Raw genomic sequence first — 19,150 nt, 5'->3', positions numbered from 1 at the left:
CACCAACCCTAGGGGACGTCCGGCAATCACAGTGTTAAGCGCGTCACGCTCCTACGATCAGATGGTGTTCCAGTCGAAGACCGCGGCGCGGCAGTACTTGCTCAGTGCCCGCAGGGCCCGGTCCCATGCGGAGGATCTGCTGAGAAGTGCCCAGCAGGTCGTCTCTGACGCGCACCGGGTGGCTTTGTACGTATCAAGGGGTCCGGAGCCGCAGACGGGCGCTTTGATCGACTGGTTGCTTGCGGCCGGCCACGAGGTGCTGCTGCCGATCTTGTACGCCGACAACGACCTCGGCTGGGGTGTCGCACCGGGTGCGGCCGACCTGGTGCCCGGCCGGCTGGGACTGTCCGAGCCGCCGGTCGATCTGGGCTCGGACGCGATCGCCACCGCCGATCTGGTCATCTGCCCGGCGCTGGCCGTCGCCCGCGACGGTGTGCGCCTGGGACGCGGCGGCGGCTCCTACGACCGGGCACTCGCCCGCGTGAGACCCGGTACGCCGATCTGGGCCGCGGTGTACGACTCCGAGGTCGTCGAAGCGCTTCCGGCCGACGCCCACGACCACCTGGTGGACGCAGCGCTCACCCCAAATCACTTGATCGCGCTGCGAGGATCGGTGGATGACTGAGCCCGCGGTCCAAGCCGCAGCCACAGCCGCACGTGCCCTCGGCCTGACGGTCACCGACCCGACAGTCCTGTAGGCCGTACTCGCGGACTACACGGAGGAACTGCCCTGGCTGACTCGTGCAACAGATGCCGGCTCTGGCCGACGGTATCCGGATGTTTGTCGGACAGTGGCGCGCGATGCCCTTCGCTGGTGGACTGGGCTGATGCTGAGCAAATACGTCGATGACGGGGTCCTGGCCGGGCTCGTCTCCTTGGTGAGCCGCGGGGACGAGACGCGGGTCGAGGTCATCGGCAGGACAGCCTTCGATGGTCCGGAGCTGCAGCGGGACAGCCTGTTCCGGGTCGCGTCGTTCACCAAGCCGATCGTCGCGGCTGCCGCCATGATCCTGGTCGACGAGCTCCGGCTCTCCATGGACACCCCGGTGGACGACCTGCTGCCGGAACTGGCGCACCCGGCCGTACTGCGGCAGCCGGACGGCCCGATCGATGACACGGTCCCGGCGGCGCGGCCGATCACACTGCGGGACCTGCTCACGTTCAGGCTCGGGCTGGGCGAGTCGGACAACCCGGCTCTCCGGCAGCGCGAGGATGAGCTGGAGCTGCGGACGTTCGGGCCGCCGGTGCCACGGACGCCGTTGGATCCGGACGAGTGGATGCGGCGGCTGGGCACGTTACCGCTGCAGTTCCAGCCCGGTGAGCGCTGGCTGTACTCGACCGGCTCGCATGTGCTCGGCGTACTGATCGCACGGGCGACCGGGCAGCCGCTGGGAGACTTCCTGCGGGAGCGGATCTTCGAACCACTGGGGATGCACGACACCGCGTTCACCGCCTCGGATCCGGCGCGGCTGACAACGGCGTACGTCGGGAACGACGTACTCGACACCGCATTCGGCAGCCAATGGCTGTCGGAGCCTCCGTTCCCGGACGCGAGTGGTGGGCTGATCTCCACCGCCGACGACTTCCACGCTTTCGCGCGGATGCTGCTCGCCGGTGGAGACGGCGTGCTGTCGCCGGCCGCCGTTGCGGAGATGACGACCGATCAGCTCACCCCGGCGCAGCGCGCGGCGGCCGTCGACTTCCTCGGGCCGGAGACCGGTTGGGGCTACGGACTGTCCGTCGGCGGCGGAAGGTACGGCTGGGCCGGTGGTCTGGGCGCGCTGTGGTCGACCACGCCGGCGGAGCAGACCATCTCGATCCTGCTGACCCAGCGGGCGCTCTGGACCTGGCCGGAGGAGCTGTTCGCCGAGGCCAGCGCACCCGCCTGGTGACCTAGCTAGCGGTCCGGTTTGGTGAACGTCAAGCCGTGCTTGCGGGCCGCCTCGACGGCACCCTTGGTGTAGGCCCATGGCAGCGTCTCGCCACGAACCCACAGCTTGGTCTGATCGATGTAGTTGGACGAGAACGCGTGCCCGGACACACCGGTCAGATTCACCCAGCGGGACTTGTCGAAGTCGGACAGGTCGACCACCATCCGCATCGACGGCGTCGCGGTGACCGTGTAGCCCTCGGACGCGTCCCAGGCGGTCGCGTCGACGATCGACGTACCGCCGCCGAGCTCGTACGGACCGCGGTTGAACAGTCTGTCGATCAGGCCGATCCCGGACTTGCCCAGTGTCTGGTTGGTCAGCGTGAGCTTGTGCAGCTTGCCCCACTGCCAGTTGGCCGGCTCACGAGCCATCTTCTGCGTGATCTCGGTCCGTGCGTCGACGAGGGCCTCGCGCAGGATGTCGTCCCGGTTCTCGTGCTGCGGCGTACCGATGTTGTCCCACCAGGTGCTGTTCGGCTGGCCGAGCAGCGTGTGGATCACCTCGAACCAGCGCGAGCCGCCGTCCGGCCAGGTGCCCTCGGGGAGCTGGTCATGGAAGGTGAGCGAGAGCAGGTTGCGCCAGACGACGTTGAAGTACGCCGCCGCCGCGGAGTCGGCGGGCTGGGTGAAGTCCCAGTTCCGCAGGGTGTCCTGGCCTTGTTTGTCGAACGCGTCGTCGATGCTGATCTGGAGCAGGTAAGGCACCAGCATCTCGGCGGCCCGGTTCTTGGTGTCGAGCTGGATCGACGCCATTGCGTTCGCGTCCAGCTTCCCGGCGGACTTGATCCGGTCCAGGATCTGCTGCGACCGGTAGCCGTAGTCCCAGTCGTTGGTGAGGTAGTAGGTGTAGCCATGCGGTACGACGGCCTGGTTCGCGGTGACGATGATGCCGTCCGGTGGATCGAACTCATTGGGTAATGCGTCGAACGGGACGTACCCGGTCCAGTAGTACTTCGGGTCCCAGCCAGGCACCGGCCAGTCGCCCCGACCGGTCTTGCGGATCGGGATCAGTCCCGGCGCCTGATAGCCGATGTGCCCGTCGGTGTCGGCGTACACGAGGTTCTGCGAGGGGACCTGGAACTGCCGTGCCGCAGCGCGGAACTCGGTCCAGTTCTGGGCCTGATCGATCGCGAAGAGCGCGTCGGCGGTGCGGCCCGGGTTCAACGCGGTCCACTGCAGTGCGACGCCGTACGCCGCCGGGTACTTCGCCTGTTTGGCGGCCGCCCCACCGACCTGGCGCTCGTCGTCACCGACGTCGGAGATGAGCGGACCGTGCCGGGTCTCCCGGACGGTGATCGTCACCGGCTCGTCCTGGCCGGCCACCTTGAACGTCTCCTCACGCGTCGCCATCGCGCGCCACTTGTTGTTGTAGAGGACGTTGTTGCCGTCGATCCGCTCCAGGTACAGGTCCTGGACGTCCGGGTCGAGGTTGGTGAAACCCCAGGAGATCGCGTTGTTGTGGCCGATCACCACACCGGGCAGACCGGAGAAGCTGAAGCCGGACACGTCGAACGGGCAGCTCTTGCCCAGGCTGTTGCAGTGCAGGCCGACCTGGGTCCAGATACCTGGCATTGTCGCGCCCAGATGCGGGTCGTTGGCCAGCAGCGGCTTGCCAGTGGTGGTGTGGTCGCCCGAGACGACCCAGGAGTTCGATCCGATCCCGTCTCCCTGGCCGAGTAGCTCGGGCAGACCCTTGGCGACCTTCTGGACGGTGTCGAGGGACTTCAACAGGTCCTGGGTGAGCATCCCGCGGCGGGCCTCGGAGGTGATCGGCGAGGTGGTGAACTTGCCGTCCTTGCCGACCGCGCCGCTGGACATGATCGGGTTGTTCCGGTCGTACGGGTACTGCGGGTAGAGGCTCTCGATGTTGCGGGCCGGGAACGTCGCCACCAGCTTGGTCCGGGTGATCTCCTCGTCCATGTTGCCGCCGAGGTCCCACGCCATCGCCTTCAGCCAGGACAGCGAGTCCGCCGCGGTCCACGGCTCCGGGTGGTAGTCGGTGCCCTTAAGTGACAGAACGGCGTACTCCAGGCTGAGGCCCGATCCGCTGTGAGTGGACAGGTACGCGTTCACTCCGCGGGCGTAGTCGTCGAGGTACTGCCGGGTGGTCGGGCTGAGCAGGCCCAGCTCCTTCTCGGCAACCCGGCGCCAGCCGAGGGTGCGGACGAACTTGTCCGTCTCGAGTGCGTCCTTGCCGAACAGCTCGCTCAGCCGGCCGGCGGTGACGTGCCGGCGGAAGTCCATCTCGAAGAACCGGTCCTGTGCGTGCACGTAGCCCTGCGCGGCGAACAGGTCGGCCGGGGTGTCGGCGTAGATCTGCGGAATGCCGTTCGCGTCCCGGACCACGTTGACGTCACCGTCCAGCCCGGACAGCTCGATCGTTCCGTCGTACGACGGGAACGAGTGGCGGACGACGAAAACGACGGTTCCCGCGATCACCAGGAGGATGGTGGTGAGGGCGATTCCGCTGATGATGACGACTCGAAGCAGGCGACGCACGGACCCAACCGTAGAGAATCCCCCGGCGCGCCCCAAATGGGGTCCCTCACAACTTTGCGTTGCTCTGCGTTCTGTGGACATGAACCCAGAGTTGGTGTACGTCCCCGTCCCGGTTTCCGAGCTGGACCGGATCCGGTGCAACGGTCATGACGACTTCGGGAACGCTGTCGTTTCCCGGACCGCGGGCGGCGGCGAGCCGCTGCGCTGCTGCCTCACGCTGGCGCGGGCCGGCGACCAGATCGCGCTGGTGTCGCACCGGCCGATGACGGCCGGCGGTCCGTACGCCGAGGTCGGGCCGGTGTTCGTGCACACGACCGACTGTCCGGTGCCGGCGGCGGACGTCTTCCCGCTGGACTTCCGCGAGCGGCGGGCGGTGCTGCGCCCGTACGACGTCTCCGGCCAGATGCTGGACGGAGTCGTCGCGGAGCCTGGGACGAGCGAGACGGAGCTCAAACGACTGTTCGAGGACGCGACCGTGGACACGGTCCAGGTGCGGAACGTGGTCGCCGGCTGCTGGAACTTCACAGTGCGGCGTCGGGGCTGAACAGTCCGTTCCGCGGGCTTGAGTTGGAATACTTCGGGCCGCTGGCGCATTATTAGCAGTCGAGTAGTAGGAGTGCCAGCGGCCTGAAGGGACCAATCGTGCCGACGTACCAGTACCAGTGCACCGACTGCGGCGAGGCCCTCGAGGTGCGCCAGAGCTTCACAGACGATGCGCTGACCGTGTGCCCGAACTGCCAGGGCACGCTGCGCAAGGTCTTCAACGCCGTGGGCGTCGTGTTCAAGGGTTCCGGCTTCTACCGCACCGACAGCCGGTCGTCCGCCAAGAGCTCGGTCCCGGCGAAGGCCGAGTCGTCCTCGTCGTCATCGTCGGACTCCTCCTCGTCGTCCTCGTCTTCGAGCGGCTCGTCTTCTTCGAACGGCTCGTCTTCTTCGAACGGCTCGTCGTCCAGCGGGTCCTCGTCCTCTTCCGGCACCAACACCAGCGCGGCCTGACTTCCTCCTGTGAATAACTGAGGGGCGGGTGCCGGCGAAACTTGTACTTTCTCTGGCATGAGAACCCCTTCCTTCCTTCGTGATCTGCTCCGGGCCGCGCGGTGGCATCGCCGACTGCTGGCCGGTGTCGCCGCCGCGGCCGCCGTGTACTTCGGGCTCGTCGCCCTGTCCCCGCCACCTCCACCGACCGTCGCCGTGCTGGCCGCTGCGCGCGACCTCGCGGGCGGAGCTGTGCCCGCTGGCGCCGATCTCCGGACCGTCGACCTCCCTCCGGCCTCGGTGCCCGACGGCGTCCTCAGACCCGGCGCCGATCTGACCGCCCGCGTGCTGAGCGGCCCGGTCCGATCCGGCGAGCCACTCACCGATGCCCGCTTCCTGGCTCCTCCCGCAGTGCCCGCCGGATCGCTCGCCTATCCGTTCCGCATCGACGACGCCGACATCAGCGCGCTCCTCCGCGTCGGCGACCACGTCAACCTGTACGCGGCGACCAGCACTGCGGCCGACGCCGCGAGCCTTCTCGCCCGAGGGGTCCGCGTCATCGCCCTGCCAACCCCGCGTACGACGAGCTCAGGCGCACTGATCGTGGTCGCGACGACGCCCGACATCGCGACCCGGCTGGCCCAGGCCACGACGAACTCCAGAATCACCGTTGCACTGACGCCGGACACGAGCTGATTACCCAGCGACACGATGCGTCGCTGTCCGGCGCGGTCGCTCGCCCTCGCAGGTCCGCGGTCCTACGTTGTCTCGGGTACAACCACCGCTTCGTGGAGGCACCTAGATGCTCAAGGGCTTCAAAGAATTCATCATGCGCGGGAACGTCGTCGACCTCGCGGTCGCCGTCGTCATCGGCGCCGCGTTCGGCAAGATCGTCAGCGCGATCGTGGAGGGTCTGATCAACCCGCTGATCGCCGCGATCTTCGGCAAGACGGACATCAGCGGTGTCTGGAAGTTCGAGATCAACAATGCGGTCTTCTCGATCGGGCTGATCCTGCAGGCGGCGTTGAACTTCCTGTTCGTCGCCGCGGCCATCTACTTCCTCATCGTGCTGCCGCTGAACAAACTCGCCGAACGCCGCGCCCGCGGCGAGGAGCCCGAGCCCGAGTCACTGACCACCGACCAGCAGCTCCTGACTGAGATCCGCGACTCCCTCCGCACGCGCCAGTGAGCTGACTCGGAGTGATAGGCGCACCAACCTCAGCCCCTGAGCCCGCCGGCGTCTACCTGCTCCGCTGGTGGTAGCTGCTCCGCCAGCCAGGTGGGTTCGCCGGCAAAGCGCATCCAGCGGTAGGCGATGGGCTGGCCCTGGTTCCATTCGTCCATCAAGGCGGCCGGGACGTCGACGAAGCCGGTGCGGTGGTACGTGCGGATCGCGACCGCGTTCTCCGGCCGGACCCGGAGGAAGACCTCCGAGTACCCGGCAGCTACCGCCGGCGGGAGCAAGGCGCGCACCAACTCCAGGCCGATCCCGCGACCGCGGACCTTGGGATCCACGATGATCCGCGCCAGCTCGACCTCGTCCTCCTCGTCGTCCAGCCACAGCTCGCCGTACCCGACCGGCTGGTCACCGTCGAACAGCAGATAGGAGTGGATGTCCGGGTCGACCTTCCGCCAGCTCGCCTTCAGTTCCTCCGGGAACGGGTACTCGACCTGCCCGGACAGCAACGCCACTTCCTTCGCGTCCACGGCCCACCCCGCGACCAGAACGGCGTACTCGTCGGAAAACCCCCGAAGCTCCACGGCCCTCTCCCCCTAGTTCACGAACTCGACAATCGTTCGCACCAGCTGATCCAGGTACGGCGGGAAGGCGGGCGTCGGTTCCGGACACCCGGCCAGCTCACGACTCCCCCGGATCGATCGCAGCAGCGCATCGACCGTCTTCCGCTGGTGAGCCGGATTCTCCGCCACCGAAGCCACCACCGCCACCCAAATACGCCCACCCGCCCCCGCGGCGCCGGCCCCACCGACGCCAACCGGCCCGGCCGCATCAGGTCCAACCGGCCCGCCCGCATCGGTTCCAACCGGCTGGGCCGCATCAGCGCCAACCGGCTCGGCCGTACCAGCGCCAACCAGCTGGGCCGCATCAGCGCCAGCCGGCTCGGCGCCAACCAGCTGGGCCGCATCAGTTCGGCCGCATGAGCGCCAACCGGATCGGGAGCATCAGCGCCAACCGGCTGGGCCGCATCAGCGGCAACCGGATCGATCGCGTCGGCGGCCAGTCGAGCGGCGTCCGCGTCGGCAGCCTCTCGAGCGAGGTCCGCGTCGGCGGACAGTCGGGCTAGGTCCGCTTCGGTGATGCCGCGGAGGGTTGCGCCGGTGAGTAGGGCGTCTGCGGCGTCCGGCGGGCAGCATCGCTCGATCAGGGCGGTCCGGGTCCGCGCGTCGAGGGCTGGATCGCCGGCGGTGGCCGGCCAGGCGAGGAGGAGGTGGTCGACCAGGTGCGGAACGTTCAGGGCCAGCAGGACGGCTACGGTGCACCCGTTGGATGCCCCAACGATCGTGAGCGGTTCATGGTGGTTCGCCAGGAGTTCACCCAGCGCTGCAAGTTCGGTGTCCCAGCCGCTCGGCCACCGCGGGCGGGGCGAGCACCGTCAGCCCGGCGGATGTGAGTCCTCCGGTGATTGCCGTCGTACCCCAGAAGGCTTCCGCGTCCATGGCGTCCCAGAGGCCGCCGTGGACGAGCACCACGGACTTACTCATCCGTGGTGGGGCGGAACCTCGTTCAGGATGCGTTCGTCGTCGTCGCCGGAGTCGTCGTCGCCCCAGGTCCGCGGGTCGTCGTCCCGGGTCTGCTCGGGGAGCAGCGGCTCGTCGTCCTCGTACGGGCTCGTCATGGTTCCAGATTACCGAGTCGCCGGGGCTCGCCGGGACCGATTTCGCCCTGGACCACGCCTGGCGGCAACTGCCGGTCGGTAGCGGCCTCGAGCAGCGGCGCGATCCCCGGTTCGCCTTGCCAGCGATCGTGTCCGAGCACACACCAGGAGGTCAGTACGGACAGTGTCGGCGTCGCCAGTCCGGCCAGCCGCAGCGGCTCCGCGTTCTGGAAGCCGAACGTGATCATCCAGTTGGCCGGATCGGGATAGAACTCCTGCACGGCGCTGTAGTAGAAGCTCATCCAGCCACTCCGCGGCAGGTGGCACAGCAATCGGTAGTTGGTCGCGATCGTCGGGACTTCCTGCAGGTCGCGCCACATCAGTTGCATGTCCCGCTTCGCTGCCGCCTTCCGGCTCGCGTTCACGGCGGCGTTCGCAGCCATCAGACCCAGCACCAGTCCCGGCTTGCCGATGAACAGGCCGCCGCTATGCGTGTACCGGCCGCTGCCGCCGTACAGGCGCGCGTACTGCAGGGGCGTGTTGACGTACGCGACCTCGCCCTGCTCGAGGACGAGGCCGTACATGGTCAGCGCCTGCGGGGAGTTGCCCGCCATCAGCCAGCGGGCCCAGTCGATCCCCAGCTGCCACTCCGCGCGCTCCCGCTCCGCGGCAGCCTCTTTGTCGTTGCGACCCACGGCACAGCATCGTAATCCGCGCCCCGGTCGAGAGCCCGCAGCCCAGCGGGTCGCCCCGAACAACCGCCAACCACCCCACCCCGACCGATCCCAACCACCGCACAGCACGCCCACCACCCAACCGCTCCCGACCCCGCACCACCCGACCCATCCCGACCACCGCACAGCACGCCCACCACCCGACCGATCCCGACCCCGCACCACCCGGCCGGTCCGGATCACCGAACGGCGCGCGCACCAGCTGGCCGATCCCGACATCCGTACAGCACGCGCACCACCCGACCGCTCCCGGCACCGCATCACCCGACCAGCCCGGACCACCGAACAGCATGCGCATCACCCGACCGCTCCCGGCACCGCATCACCCGACCAGCCCGGACCACCGAACAGCATGCGCATCACCCGACCGCTCCCGGCACCGCATCACCCGACCAGCCCGGACCACCGAACAGCATGCGCATCACCCGACCGCTCCCGACACCGCACAGCACGCCCACCACCCGGCCGACCCGGACGACCCGGACGACCCGGACGATCGGACTGTTCGGATTGGCGGGGGGACGAGGACGGGCGAACAGCGCGTGGACGTTACAGGTCGGCCTCGGTTGGCCTACGATCCGCCGGCGTGACCGGATAGACGCGCCGCCGTGATGTTCTGGCACGCGGGACGTGACTCCGGTCGACCATCATGGGTGACCTTGCCAACCCGGAAGGACCGAGTCGTGAGTGCATTACGGACACGGGGCCTGATCGGTGCGACGCTCGTCGTGGCTGTGCTCGGAGCTACCGCCGCCTGCGGTAACGAGAACACCACGTCCCCGCCCGCCGCCCAGCCCACTGCTACGCCGACCACCCCCGGCACACCTACCCCGTCGCCCACCCCCAGCGGCACCCCGAGCATGGACTGTCCCGACACCATCGCGGCGGTCCGCGCCAGCACCGACAAGGTGGTCTGGGGCAAGGGCGCGGCGACCTCGCTGTTCCAGCCGGTCAGCGTGACCATCTGCCAGTTCGACGCGGAGGCGTCCGGGCAGGACTACGCGACCGTGACGACCAAACGCAACGGCAAGCAGGCGACCGACCTGCTCGCTCTGGTGAACGCAGCGAAGCCCGTTGCCAAGAAGCCGGCCATCTGCACCAAGGAGCTCGGCCCGACGTACGTGCTGCGGTTCACCGACAACGATCGTGGCGTGCTGTCGTACACCGCGGAGGCCTTCGGCTGCCGCCGCCTGGTGGCGACCTCCCTGGAAGGCCAGGGCAAGCCGGGCACGCTGCCGGCCCCACGCCAGGTAACCCCCGAGCTGATCAAGTCGCTCGGCCTGCGCTGACCCTGCCGGACGCGCCCCCCGAAGCCGTCCGGACCGGGGTCAACCCGCGCCTGCCTTGCGGGTCCCTTCCGAGGTCGACCCGCAAGGCAGGCAGCGGCTGGATCGGTTGTCAGGAGAGTACGGCCAGCAACTCGCGCGTCACTGGCGTCTTCGGCCAGCACAGCGTGTGGAACGGTGCCGTCCGACTGCACCAGCGCGATGGCCGCCGCAGTCTCCGTGTTGCGTCCGGCGGGATGAGCCACGGAAGACCTTCGACGATCTGTCCGCCCGCCGCAGGCATTCGCTGTGCACTTCCGCTAGGTCCTCCCCAGACCGGCTTCGCGGGCTTTGACGATCGCCTGCGCGCGGTCGGCGACCTGCAGCTTGGTGAAGATGCTCGAGACGTGGTTCCGGACCGTTTTGTCGGCCACGACGAGCACCTGTGCGATCTCACGGTTCGAGCGCCCGGCTGCGATCAACGTGAGAACCTCCTCTTCCCGCTCGGTGAGCGCCGAGAAGGTCTGACCACGGCGACCGGAGCGCCGGTCGGTTCCCACCAGGTCGAGAATGTGGTCCGCGACAGTCGGCCCGAAGACCGCCTCCCCTGCGGCGACGGCTCGGATCGCAGCGAGGATCCGGTCGCCGGTGGCCCCTTTGACGAGATACCCGCGGGCTCCGGCCGCCATCGCGGCGAGCACGGACTCGTCGTCCTCCAGCATCGTCAACACCAGTACGGCGACCTGTGGCGCTTCGACGGCGAGTCGCCGAGTGGCATCGATTCCGCTGACTCCTGGCATGTGGACGTCGAGCAGCGCCACGTCCGGCAGGTGCTCCACCGCTAGAGCAACGGCCTCGCCACCATCTGCCGCGACGCCCACGAGGTCGACATCCTCGGCGTCGGTGACGACGGCCGCCAGTCCCTGGCGGTAGACCGGATGATCATCCGCGAGAACGACCCGGATCGCGCCGCCGGTCATCGTGCTGTCACGGGCAGCATGGCAACGACCTCAGTCCCTTGATCCTGGCGGAACCGCACGGTGCAGGCGCCCCCGAGTTCTTCGGCGCGGGCCCGCATCGAAGCCAGGCCCGCCCCGCGCACCGGCCCGACCGGAACAGCACCGGTCCCGTCGTCGCGGATCGTCACGTGCAGACCGCTGTCCATCGTCAGCCGGACGTCGCAAGCCGCAGCATGGCTGTGCCGTACGACGTTCGTCAGCGCCTCGAGCGTGATCCGGTACGCCGCAGCCTCGACCGCGGTAGGCAGCTCGGGCAACGGTTCCGCGACGACGCTGACGACGAGGTCGCCCCGGGTCCTGGAGCTGATCAGCCCGGCGTGATGAACCAGAGCAGGCACCAGGCCGATCACGTCGAGCATCGTCGGGTGCAGATCCGCGACGATCCGCCGGATCTCGGTCACCGCCGCAGTGGTCTCCGCGCCGAGCGACTCGAGCAGCGCGCTGATCTCGGGATCGGCCCGTCGAGTCCGCTGCGCGGCCGACTCCAGGCCGAGGGAGATGCCGGCCAGCGTCGGCCCCAGTCCGTCGTGCAGGTCCTGCCGGATCCGCCGCCGTTCTTCTTCGCGGGACGTGACCAGGGCCTCGCGCGACTGCCGCAGTTCCCTGGTGACCCTGACATCGTGGGCCGCAACACCGATCTGCGCAGCGAAGGTCTCCAACAGCCGGGTGTCCGCCGCGCTCAACCCCACCTCGCCGCGGCGGACACCGACAACCAGAGTGCCGACCTGCTGGCCGGCGTGTTTCAGGTCGAACTCCACGGTCCGCGCCGGCCGTTCGCCCGACGTACATGCAGGTTCTGCATCGTTCTCCAACCGCACCGCGGCGTACGGCAATCGCAATGTCTGGCGGACCGTCTCCGCAACCACGGGCAGGACAGCGTCCGAGTCCAGAGCTGCACCCAATCGGTCCCCAAGGGTGGTCAGTGCGGACAGTGGGTCGCGGCGGTCGCCGTACAGCAGCCGATCCACTGCTCGTTGGACGCGCTGCCGGATGGCGGCCAGCAGCAACACCGCAGCGCCCGCCGCAGCTGCCGGGAACAGACCGGCGTCGAGTTGGGCGCCTACCGCGACCGCCGTGACGCTGTAGACCGCCAGTGCGGCGGCCGTCAGGACCAGATAGGCGAGGGTGCGGGACAGCGCGATCTCGATGTCGAACGCTCCGTATCGGACGATGCCGACGCCCAGTACGGCGATCGCGAGCACCGTGAGCCCGAGCCCGACGGTCGCCGGCAGGTCGATCGGCAGCAGGGTAGGAATCACCAGCAGCAGGACGCTGGCAACGAACCATGCGTACTGCTGCCGCTCGGGCCCGTTGACCCGGCGCATCCGGATCGCGATACCGACAGTTGCCGACAACGCCACTGCGAAGACCACCCCGATGCAGACCGCTGCCAGGGCCATCTGCGGACCGTCCGGAAACGGCAGATCGACCGGACTGTCGACAGGGGACCCACGCATCGAGTCGTCGACGATTGCCTGCGTTGTACCAGCAGCAAGCGTTGCGATGACGATGGCCGCACCTGTCGCCCGCGCCGGCCAGCGCCAACCGGGCGACGCGAGGTGGCCGTTCGGGAACAGCAAGGTCAGCGACCCGATCATCACCAAGAGCCCGGTCATCCAGAGCACACTGGCGCAGAGGGCCGCCAGACTGATCAACGGCAGCGAACCGGGTCGGGTGTGCAGCGCGTGGTAGGTATAGGGATCCGCGGCACCCGAGATCGCGACCAGCAGGGCCCCAGCCGCGAGCAACGGTCCGAGGCGGTTCCCCGGCTGCCTCGACAACACCAGCACCGCGACGACGCCGAAGGCCAGCGCGGAGATCCAGCCGCTGGCCCCGTTGCTGTCGACGAACGCGGAAAGACTGGTTCCGTTGGCAACGGTCAGCGCGACTGTGGTCGCGGACAGCCCGGCGATGGCCGCGAGGACGAGCAGCGGCGCCGGTCTGAGCCTCGCTGATCTCATGGCGCCCTCCGGTGGCGACCCTGCTACGCGCCGGGGTCCCAGCCACAGTCTGCGCGCAAGTGTGCCGCTATGCACGGGACCGGAGTCCTGTCCTCGGCCCGGGACAACTGGAGCGCGGCAGCCGGGACAAGTCGGGGCACCGGCCCGATGTGTCCGGGACAGCGGTGCGCGCACGGTCAGGGAAACCAACGCTCCGCCAACCCGAAAGGACCCTGCCATGACCATCATCGACGCCACTACGGACAGTTCGGTACAGCCGTCACGCCGACTTCGGACCTGGGCTGTGGTCCTGTTGCCCGTTGGACCTCTGCTCACCGTCGCCGAAGCAGGGATCCCGCACGGGTCGACAGATGCCACGGGCCGGGGGTGGTCCATCCTCGTCGGCCTGGTCAGTACGCCGTTCCTGTTCGCCACCGTCGCGATTGCCGCCGCGGTGTCCTGGCGGTCCTCCCGCCGGATGGCCGGCATCGCGTTCGTTGCGCTCACCGTCCAATTGTTCGGTCTGGCCGCGCTGCACGGGATCGAAGCATTCCAGCTCGCGGCGACGAACGACGGCATCAGCCAGGCAGACCTCGACCACGCGATGGACGGCCTGCTGTCGATCCCTCCAGGTCCGGTGTTCCTGGTGATGTTCATGGGCGGTCTACTCGTCGGCTCCATCGCCCTGAGCTGGGCCGAGTTCCGGACCCGCTCGATCACGCGGGCCGTTCCCATCCTGATGGTGGTCACCTCCGTGCTGGACATGACGATTCCGGACGAAGCCCCCGCGGTGGTGAAGACCTGCGGCCTGGGGCTGTTCGCGGCTTGGAGCATCGTGCTGGCGGTATCCGTCCACCGCGGTGGCGGGTTCGCCAAAGGACTGCCGACCGCTTGACACTCGGCGACGCCGGCTGTTGCCCTGAACACCACAAGTCGTTTCGGGAGGGTGCATGCGGCGGGTACCACTGCTGTTCGTGCTGCTCCTCATCTGCTCCGCTTGCTCTCCTCCCGATCATGACGCTTGCACCGAGGGCTTCACCTGTACGACGTTGCGCGTGCCGCTCGACCGTCAGCAGCCGAGCGGCCCGTCGCTTGACCTCGGGGTGATCGCAACCGACAACGTGGACGCACCGCGTGGTGTGCTGTTGCTGCTCGCGGGTGGCCCTGGTCAACCTGGTGTCTCGCTGCTGCCTCGGCTGCGCAACAACCTCCATCCGGACGTGTTACGCGAGTACAGAGTGGTGATGTTCGATCAGCGTGGCACCGGGCCGAAGGGGATCAATTGCCCTTCTTTACAAGAGACTGTGGGTGGTTCGGACTTTCTAACGCCACCGGCCGAGGCCGTGGACGACTGTGCGCAAAGGATCGGCGCTGGGGTCGGGTACTACGGCACGCCCGACACGGTCGAGGACATCGAGCAACTGCGTCAGGACCTCAAGGTCGATCGGCTGACAGTGGACGGGACGTCGTACGGGAGCTTCACGGCAGCGCAGTACGGGCTGAAGTATCCGGATCGGGTGAAGGCGCTGGTGCTGGACTCGGTGGTGCCTCACAAGGGCTTCGACCCGATGGGCGTCGACCTGATGGCCGCGACCGGCGGAGTGCTCACGGCCGCGTGTCGCCAAGACCCTGCGTGTACGACGGATCCCGTCGCCGACCTGGCGTGGTTGGTGCAGCACGGCGTCAGTGGCACGGATCTGATGGAGAGCCTGTCGGTCGCCAGCCTCGACTCGGTCAACCCATCACTGAAAGGGATCCCGGCGATCCTCCATGCCGCTCGCAATGGCGATGACACCGGTCTGAAGGAGCTCTTCCAGCAGACAACCAGCATGGGCCTCAGTTACGACACCCTGTCGGCCGGACTGCACATGGCCACGCTCTGCTCGGACCTTCGCTTCCCTTGGTCCGGCACAGCCAACCGCACTGCCGCGCTGGACGCCGCCGTACGACGGCTGGACCCGAAGCGGCTGTATCCGTACGACGTGCGGACCGCGCGCGATCAGCTGATGATCCAGGGCTGTCTGCGGTGGCCGGCTGCGCGAGTGTCGACGTACCCGGCCAGTCAGGAGTTGTTGCCGCGCACACTGATCCTGCACGGGAGCAACGACCTGTTCTGTCCGCTCGAGTGGTCTCAGTGGGAGCAGGCACATGCACGGTCCGCCAAGTTGGTCGTCGTACCGGGAAGCGGGCACAGTGTGCAGCGGGACTCGCGCGGCCAGCAGGCGGTCCGTGCGTTCTTGCTGGTCTAGTCCGCCTGGGTGAGATCCAACTGTGCGTGAACGGTTGCAGCACCCTGGGCGACTCGATGCGTCTAATAGATGTGAGGTGTTGTACGCCCAGCCGGGGAGTGGCGAGTGGAGTTCGAGGAGTATGTATCCGCCCGGGGACAGGAACTGGTGCGGCTCGGTTTCACCGTCTCCGGGGACTACCAGCGAGCGGAGGACCTGGCCCAGATCGCGTTGATGCAGGCGTTCCGGTCCTGGCGAAAGGTGCGGAAGGCGGACGATCCGCACCACTACGTCCGGCGGATCCTGATCAACTCCTACCTGTCGATGACGCGGCGACGCTCGTTCAGCGAGGCTCCGACGGCCGAGCTCGATCCGCAACGGACAGTGCCCGACCACGCCACCGGCATCGTGAACTCCGACGACCTCTGGCGAGCGCTCGCGGCGTTGTCGGCCCGGGAGAGGGTCGTGCTGGTCCTGCGCTACTACCAGGACCTGGACGACCGCACGATCGCCGACGTGCTCGGCATCAAACCGTCCTCCGTCCGTGCGACCGCGAGCAGAGCACTCGCGACGCTGCGGAAGACCAGGCAGTCCCAGCGCATTGATGAGAGGTTGTCGTGAGCAACACCGATCTCGAGGATGACCTGCGGGGAACCTTCGACCGCGCCGCGGCCTCGGTGCCGCCGGCCACCGACCTGACCGAGCGGGCGACCACGGGCGCGCGGCGGGCCCAGCGCCGTGCCTGGATCATCTCGGGAGCGGCTGCCGTCGCGGTCGCCGCCGTTGCCGTCGTGAGCTTCGGCCTGGCCGGCTCGAACAACAAGCCCGTCCAGCCGCCCGTAGCGGGTGGACAGACGCCGGCGGCCACCACGGCGGCGCCGGAGCCACCCACGGCGCAGAGTGTGTCCGGAACGTGGCGGCCGGTCCAGATGGCCGAGCTCAAGTCGCTCAAGGCGACCCGGCCGGACGATCCGGTGCTGGTGTTGCGCCCCGACGGCACGTGGGGCGGCTCGGACGGCTGCAACGCGCTGCAGGGGACGTACTCCATCGGTCAGCGTGGCGAGTTCACCGCGACGGTCGGCCCGCAACGCCTGATCGGCTGCGACAACGTGCCGCACACCGCCGTACTGCACGACGCCAAGCGGATCGCGGCCGATGCCGACACGCTCCAGTTCTTCGGCGCCGACGGGCGTGAACTTGCGAGATACGCTCGCGCAGGGTAGTCGAATTTGTTCGCGGACGGTGATCGGCTATTGACTGAACGGAGCCCCTGACCGGACGATGTATGAGGCCGTCCACCGAATCTGGGGAGCTACGTGCGACTCTCAGCCACCGTCCCGCTGCTCACACTCGGCTCAGTCTCACTCTTCGCAGTCGGCCTCTCGTCGGCCGGTGCGGCTGGCGCGGTTGGCTCTTCGACTGACGCGGGTGGCTCTTCGGCTGGCGCGGCGGCGTGCTCGCATGCCCAACCGAGTGCGAGCTCGGTCGAGTCCAAGCGGCTGACGCAGCCCACGTCTGCAAAGGATCCGCGGCCGCTCGGCGAGACGCTCGGCGACGGGATCACAGCCGCCGTCCGCTCGCTCGAGCCCCTGGACGCGACCGGCCGGCCGAAGTCCGGACTGCCTTACGGGTTGAGTCAGGGTGTCATCGGCGTGGTCGGCTCCGCTTCGACCGGCTACAAGGTCGTGGTGGATGGCGCGAAGCTGGACGCGAAGAAGTACCAGACCGCGATGGCCCGCCACGTCCCCGCGGCCGGCAAGCAGCTGGTCGGCATCGAGCACAGCTGCCGTTCGGCCCAGTCGATCGCTGACGCCTGGAACTCGGTCGGCGCCCGCTCCTGGTCGGCCGACGCCGCCCGTACGACGTTCGCCGCCGATCTGGACCCGGTCAGCGAACACATCGTGGTCGAGTACGACCAGACGAGCACCTCCCCCGCGTCACTCGATGGCTTGCGCGGACTGTCCGGCGTACAACTCGTCGCGAGCTCACTCGCACGGACGTCCCGGCTGAGCGACACACCGAACGGCGGCCACTGGGGTGGCGCCCGGATCACGTCGGCCCTGAAGAACTGCACGGCCGGCTTCTCCGTCGTACGGCGTTCCAACGGCCAGCGCGGCTCCGTCACCGCCGGCCACTGCGGCGGCCCTGGGACGGTGTGGAAGTCCGGCACCAACTACTACGGCACCACCACGATCCGGACGAACTACCCCGACTACGACCAGTCCTTGGTGACCGGCAGCAGCTACGGCCCGAAGATCTGGACCGACGGCCCCGGCGACACGCCCAACACCCGCACCGTCACCGGCGGCGCCGACCCCGGCGTCGGCACGGTCGTCTGCCAGTCCGGCAGCTTCAGTACGTCGCTGTGCGGCATCACGGTCCGTTCGACGTCGGCGAAGTACTGCGACACCGAGGGCTGCACGACGTACGTCATCCGCGCCACCCGCGGCGGCCAGATCGCGATCATCGGCGGCGACTCCGGCGGCCCCGTCTACACCCGCCCCGGCTCCTCCACCGCCACCATCCGCGGCATCACCTTCGCCGGCGCCGGCTGCGCCTCCTCCCGCTGCACCACCCTCTACGCCGAACGCTACGCCTCCATCGCCGGCCACCTGGGCGTCTACGCCCTCACCGGCTGACACCCCACCCTCCGCTAAGCTGTCCCCGCGTGCGCCCCCGTAGCTCAGGGGATAGAGCGTCGGTTTCCTAAACCGTGCGTCGCAGGTTCGAATCCTGCCGGGGGCACGATGTGATGTCTCAAGACATCCCGGACAGGTGAACCCACGATTAGTGGGTTCACCTGTTTCTTCTCGGGATGGGGCCGGGCGGTTCTGTTCTCATGTGCCACTACGTCGTCCCGCGCCCGGTCCCACACCGCCAGCTCGGCGCCTCCAGCGCCCAAGCGAGCTCAGCGGTCCGCTCGGGATCGATCAGCTCCGCGACCGCGAGCCAGCGGGTTCACGGCATGCGAGGGCGTCAGGGTCCCGCCCCAGTCGAACAGCACCAGCAGCCACGGTGTCGCCGGTAGCTGCGTCATCGGCCAAACGAGGCCAGCCGCCACGAACAGCGCCCACGACGGTCCGGTGGTCAGCCGATCCGGCGGCGGCCCGCGCCCATGAGGAGGTCGGACCACGGATCGCCGGTCGCCCGCGGGGCGCTCCAGCCGGGAGTGGTCCAGTGCGGCCAGTCTCGAGTGTGGTCCCTGAGCCGCCGGCTCAGGGACGCCGGCGGTTCGAACTCGACGCCCAGACCGGCGCACACGTCGTGACCGTGCAGAATCAGCTCGAGGGCGCCGCGGGCCGCGAAGTCCTCGGCCGGTCGCGCCACGACCCGGGGCCGCCGCCAGATCACCGCGCGGGCACCCGGTTCGGCCGCGGCGATCACCGCCGACAGCATCCGGGTCACGGTCGCTAGCGCCTCGACGAGGTCGTCCGGTCGCGGGTCGGCGCCCATGCTGAACTCGCCCCAGCCCCAGTCCGGATACCCGTCCTGCTTGCGCGAGGCCAGGAAGATCGCAACCGCGAATACGGCGTCGACGGTGTGGTCGGCGGTCTTGGCACAACTCCAGCTCAGCGTGCCCGCGGGCGCCGTCCAGTCGCGGTCCACACCCAAGCGCCAGGACGAGACCACCAGTGCTGCGACCTCGTCGAGGTCAGCGCGGGTGAACGGTCCGGTCACGCCCTCGTCCTCCGGTCTGTGGTCCTGGTGGCGGATCGTACCGCCGGG

Annotated in this window: 22 protein-coding genes and 1 tRNA gene; 14 read left to right on the top strand and 9 right to left on the bottom strand. The window is 68.6% G+C overall.

The window, feature by feature from the left end:
• Positions 1-61 precede the first annotated feature (61 nt).
• Both OG876_RS20860 and OG876_RS20855 read left to right on the top strand, forming a co-directional pair.
• Positions 62-625: a 5-formyltetrahydrofolate cyclo-ligase gene (locus OG876_RS20860; protein WP_328526566.1), complete on the top strand. Its 564-nt coding sequence runs from the start codon at positions 62-64 to the stop codon at positions 623-625.
• A gap of 202 nt (positions 626-827) precedes the next feature.
• Positions 828-1,892, top strand: coding sequence for a serine hydrolase domain-containing protein (locus OG876_RS20855; protein WP_328526565.1), 1,065 nt, complete (start codon positions 828-830; stop codon positions 1,890-1,892).
• A gap of 5 nt (positions 1,893-1,897) precedes the next feature.
• Here OG876_RS20855 and OG876_RS20850 read toward each other — a convergent pair whose 3' ends face one another.
• Positions 1,898-4,429, bottom strand: coding sequence for a penicillin acylase family protein (locus tag OG876_RS20850; RefSeq protein WP_328526564.1), 2,532 nt, complete (start codon positions 4,427-4,429; stop codon positions 1,898-1,900).
• A 79-nt stretch (positions 4,430-4,508) separates the two neighbouring features.
• Here OG876_RS20850 and OG876_RS20845 point away from each other — a divergent pair, with 79 nt between their 5' ends.
• From OG876_RS20845 to mscL, 4 genes are all read left to right on the top strand, one after another.
• A complete protein-coding gene (locus OG876_RS20845) occupies positions 4,509-4,973 on the top strand; it encodes a DUF1203 domain-containing protein (protein ID WP_328526563.1) in 465 nt (154 codons plus the stop codon).
• Positions 4,974-5,071: 98 nt separating this feature from the next.
• Positions 5,072-5,425 carry an FmdB family zinc ribbon protein gene (locus OG876_RS20840; RefSeq protein ID WP_328526562.1) on the top strand — a complete coding sequence of 118 codons (354 nt, stop codon included), beginning with the start codon at positions 5,072-5,074 and terminating at the stop codon, positions 5,423-5,425.
• Positions 5,426-5,482: 57 nt separating this feature from the next.
• Positions 5,483-6,100 (top strand): hypothetical protein, encoded by a 618-nt coding sequence (locus OG876_RS20835; protein WP_328526561.1) that lies wholly within the window; start codon positions 5,483-5,485, stop codon positions 6,098-6,100.
• Positions 6,101-6,206: 106 nt separating this feature from the next.
• Positions 6,207-6,593, top strand: a complete 387-nt coding sequence (gene mscL / locus OG876_RS20830; RefSeq protein ID WP_328526560.1) for a large conductance mechanosensitive channel protein MscL — start codon at positions 6,207-6,209, stop codon at positions 6,591-6,593.
• Between the two features lie 29 nt (positions 6,594-6,622).
• Here mscL and OG876_RS20825 read toward each other — a convergent pair whose 3' ends face one another.
• Complete coding sequence (locus OG876_RS20825) at positions 6,623-7,165, bottom strand: GNAT family N-acetyltransferase (RefSeq protein WP_328526559.1); 543 nt, start codon at positions 7,163-7,165, stop codon at positions 6,623-6,625.
• Between the two features lie 12 nt (positions 7,166-7,177).
• Positions 7,178-7,333, bottom strand: coding sequence for a hypothetical protein (locus OG876_RS20820; protein ID WP_328526558.1), 156 nt, complete (start codon positions 7,331-7,333; stop codon positions 7,178-7,180).
• A 227-nt stretch (positions 7,334-7,560) separates the two neighbouring features.
• Here OG876_RS20820 and OG876_RS20815 point away from each other — a divergent pair, with 227 nt between their 5' ends.
• Entirely contained in the window at positions 7,561-7,707 is a 147-nt protein-coding gene (locus OG876_RS20815; RefSeq protein ID WP_328526557.1) for a hypothetical protein, read from the top strand.
• A 247-nt stretch (positions 7,708-7,954) separates the two neighbouring features.
• Here OG876_RS20815 and OG876_RS20810 read toward each other — a convergent pair whose 3' ends face one another.
• From OG876_RS20810 to OG876_RS20800, 3 genes are read right to left on the bottom strand one after another with little or no spacing between them, the layout of a single operon-like run.
• Positions 7,955-8,125 (bottom strand): hypothetical protein, encoded by a 171-nt coding sequence (locus tag OG876_RS20810; RefSeq protein ID WP_328526556.1) that lies wholly within the window; start codon positions 8,123-8,125, stop codon positions 7,955-7,957.
• A complete protein-coding gene (locus OG876_RS20805; protein WP_328526555.1) occupies positions 8,122-8,259 on the bottom strand; it encodes a hypothetical protein in 138 nt (45 codons plus the stop codon). Before OG876_RS20805 ends, OG876_RS20810 begins: the two co-directional genes overlap by 4 nt.
• A complete protein-coding gene (locus tag OG876_RS20800) occupies positions 8,256-8,933 on the bottom strand; it encodes a hypothetical protein (RefSeq protein WP_328526554.1) in 678 nt (225 codons plus the stop codon). Before OG876_RS20800 ends, OG876_RS20805 begins: the two co-directional genes overlap by 4 nt.
• 722 nt (positions 8,934-9,655) lie before the next feature.
• Between OG876_RS20800 and OG876_RS20795 the strand changes: the two genes are divergently transcribed.
• Entirely contained in the window at positions 9,656-10,261 is a 606-nt protein-coding gene (locus tag OG876_RS20795) for a hypothetical protein (RefSeq protein ID WP_328526553.1), read from the top strand.
• A gap of 296 nt (positions 10,262-10,557) precedes the next feature.
• On the opposite strand, the gene OG876_RS20790 is transcribed toward OG876_RS20795, so the two are convergent.
• On the bottom strand, positions 10,558-11,217 hold the full coding sequence (locus OG876_RS20790; protein ID WP_328526552.1) for a response regulator transcription factor: 660 nt from the start codon (positions 11,215-11,217) through the stop codon (positions 10,558-10,560).
• A complete protein-coding gene (locus OG876_RS20785) occupies positions 11,214-13,217 on the bottom strand; it encodes a sensor histidine kinase (protein WP_328526551.1) in 2,004 nt (667 codons plus the stop codon). The genes OG876_RS20790 and OG876_RS20785 overlap by 4 nt, the downstream gene beginning before the upstream one ends.
• 217 nt (positions 13,218-13,434) lie before the next feature.
• On the opposite strand from OG876_RS20785, the gene OG876_RS20780 reads away from it, so the two are divergent.
• From OG876_RS20780 to OG876_RS20755, 6 genes are all read left to right on the top strand, one after another.
• Positions 13,435-14,091, top strand: coding sequence for a hypothetical protein (locus tag OG876_RS20780; RefSeq protein WP_328526550.1), 657 nt, complete (start codon positions 13,435-13,437; stop codon positions 14,089-14,091).
• A gap of 55 nt (positions 14,092-14,146) precedes the next feature.
• Positions 14,147-15,445: an alpha/beta hydrolase gene (locus OG876_RS20775; protein WP_328526549.1), complete on the top strand. Its 1,299-nt coding sequence runs from the start codon at positions 14,147-14,149 to the stop codon at positions 15,443-15,445.
• 105 nt (positions 15,446-15,550) lie between these two features.
• Positions 15,551-16,045, top strand: a complete 495-nt coding sequence (locus OG876_RS20770) for a SigE family RNA polymerase sigma factor (protein WP_328526548.1) — start codon at positions 15,551-15,553, stop codon at positions 16,043-16,045.
• Positions 16,042-16,647 carry a hypothetical protein gene (locus OG876_RS20765; RefSeq protein WP_328526547.1) on the top strand — a complete coding sequence of 202 codons (606 nt, stop codon included), beginning with the start codon at positions 16,042-16,044 and terminating at the stop codon, positions 16,645-16,647. Before OG876_RS20770 ends, OG876_RS20765 begins: the two co-directional genes overlap by 4 nt.
• Positions 16,648-16,740: 93 nt before the next feature.
• Entirely contained in the window at positions 16,741-18,063 is a 1,323-nt protein-coding gene (locus tag OG876_RS20760) for a hypothetical protein (RefSeq protein ID WP_328526546.1), read from the top strand.
• A gap of 33 nt (positions 18,064-18,096) precedes the next feature.
• A tRNA-Arg gene (locus tag OG876_RS20755) sits at positions 18,097-18,169 on the top strand.
• A 342-nt stretch (positions 18,170-18,511) separates the two neighbouring features.
• On the opposite strand, the gene OG876_RS20750 is transcribed toward OG876_RS20755, so the two are convergent.
• The gene (locus tag OG876_RS20750) at positions 18,512-19,102 is read right to left on the bottom strand and encodes a DinB family protein (protein WP_328526545.1); all 591 of its coding nucleotides are present in this window, start codon (positions 19,100-19,102) and stop codon (positions 18,512-18,514) included.
• Positions 19,103-19,150 lie beyond the last annotated feature (48 nt).

It is taken from the genome of Kribbella sp. NBC_00359 (assembly GCF_036097425.1).
Lineage (GTDB): Bacteria > Actinomycetota > Actinomycetes > Propionibacteriales > Kribbellaceae > Kribbella.
Note: the sequence above shows the minus strand (reverse complement) of the source record. Positions and strands in the feature narration are given on the sequence as shown.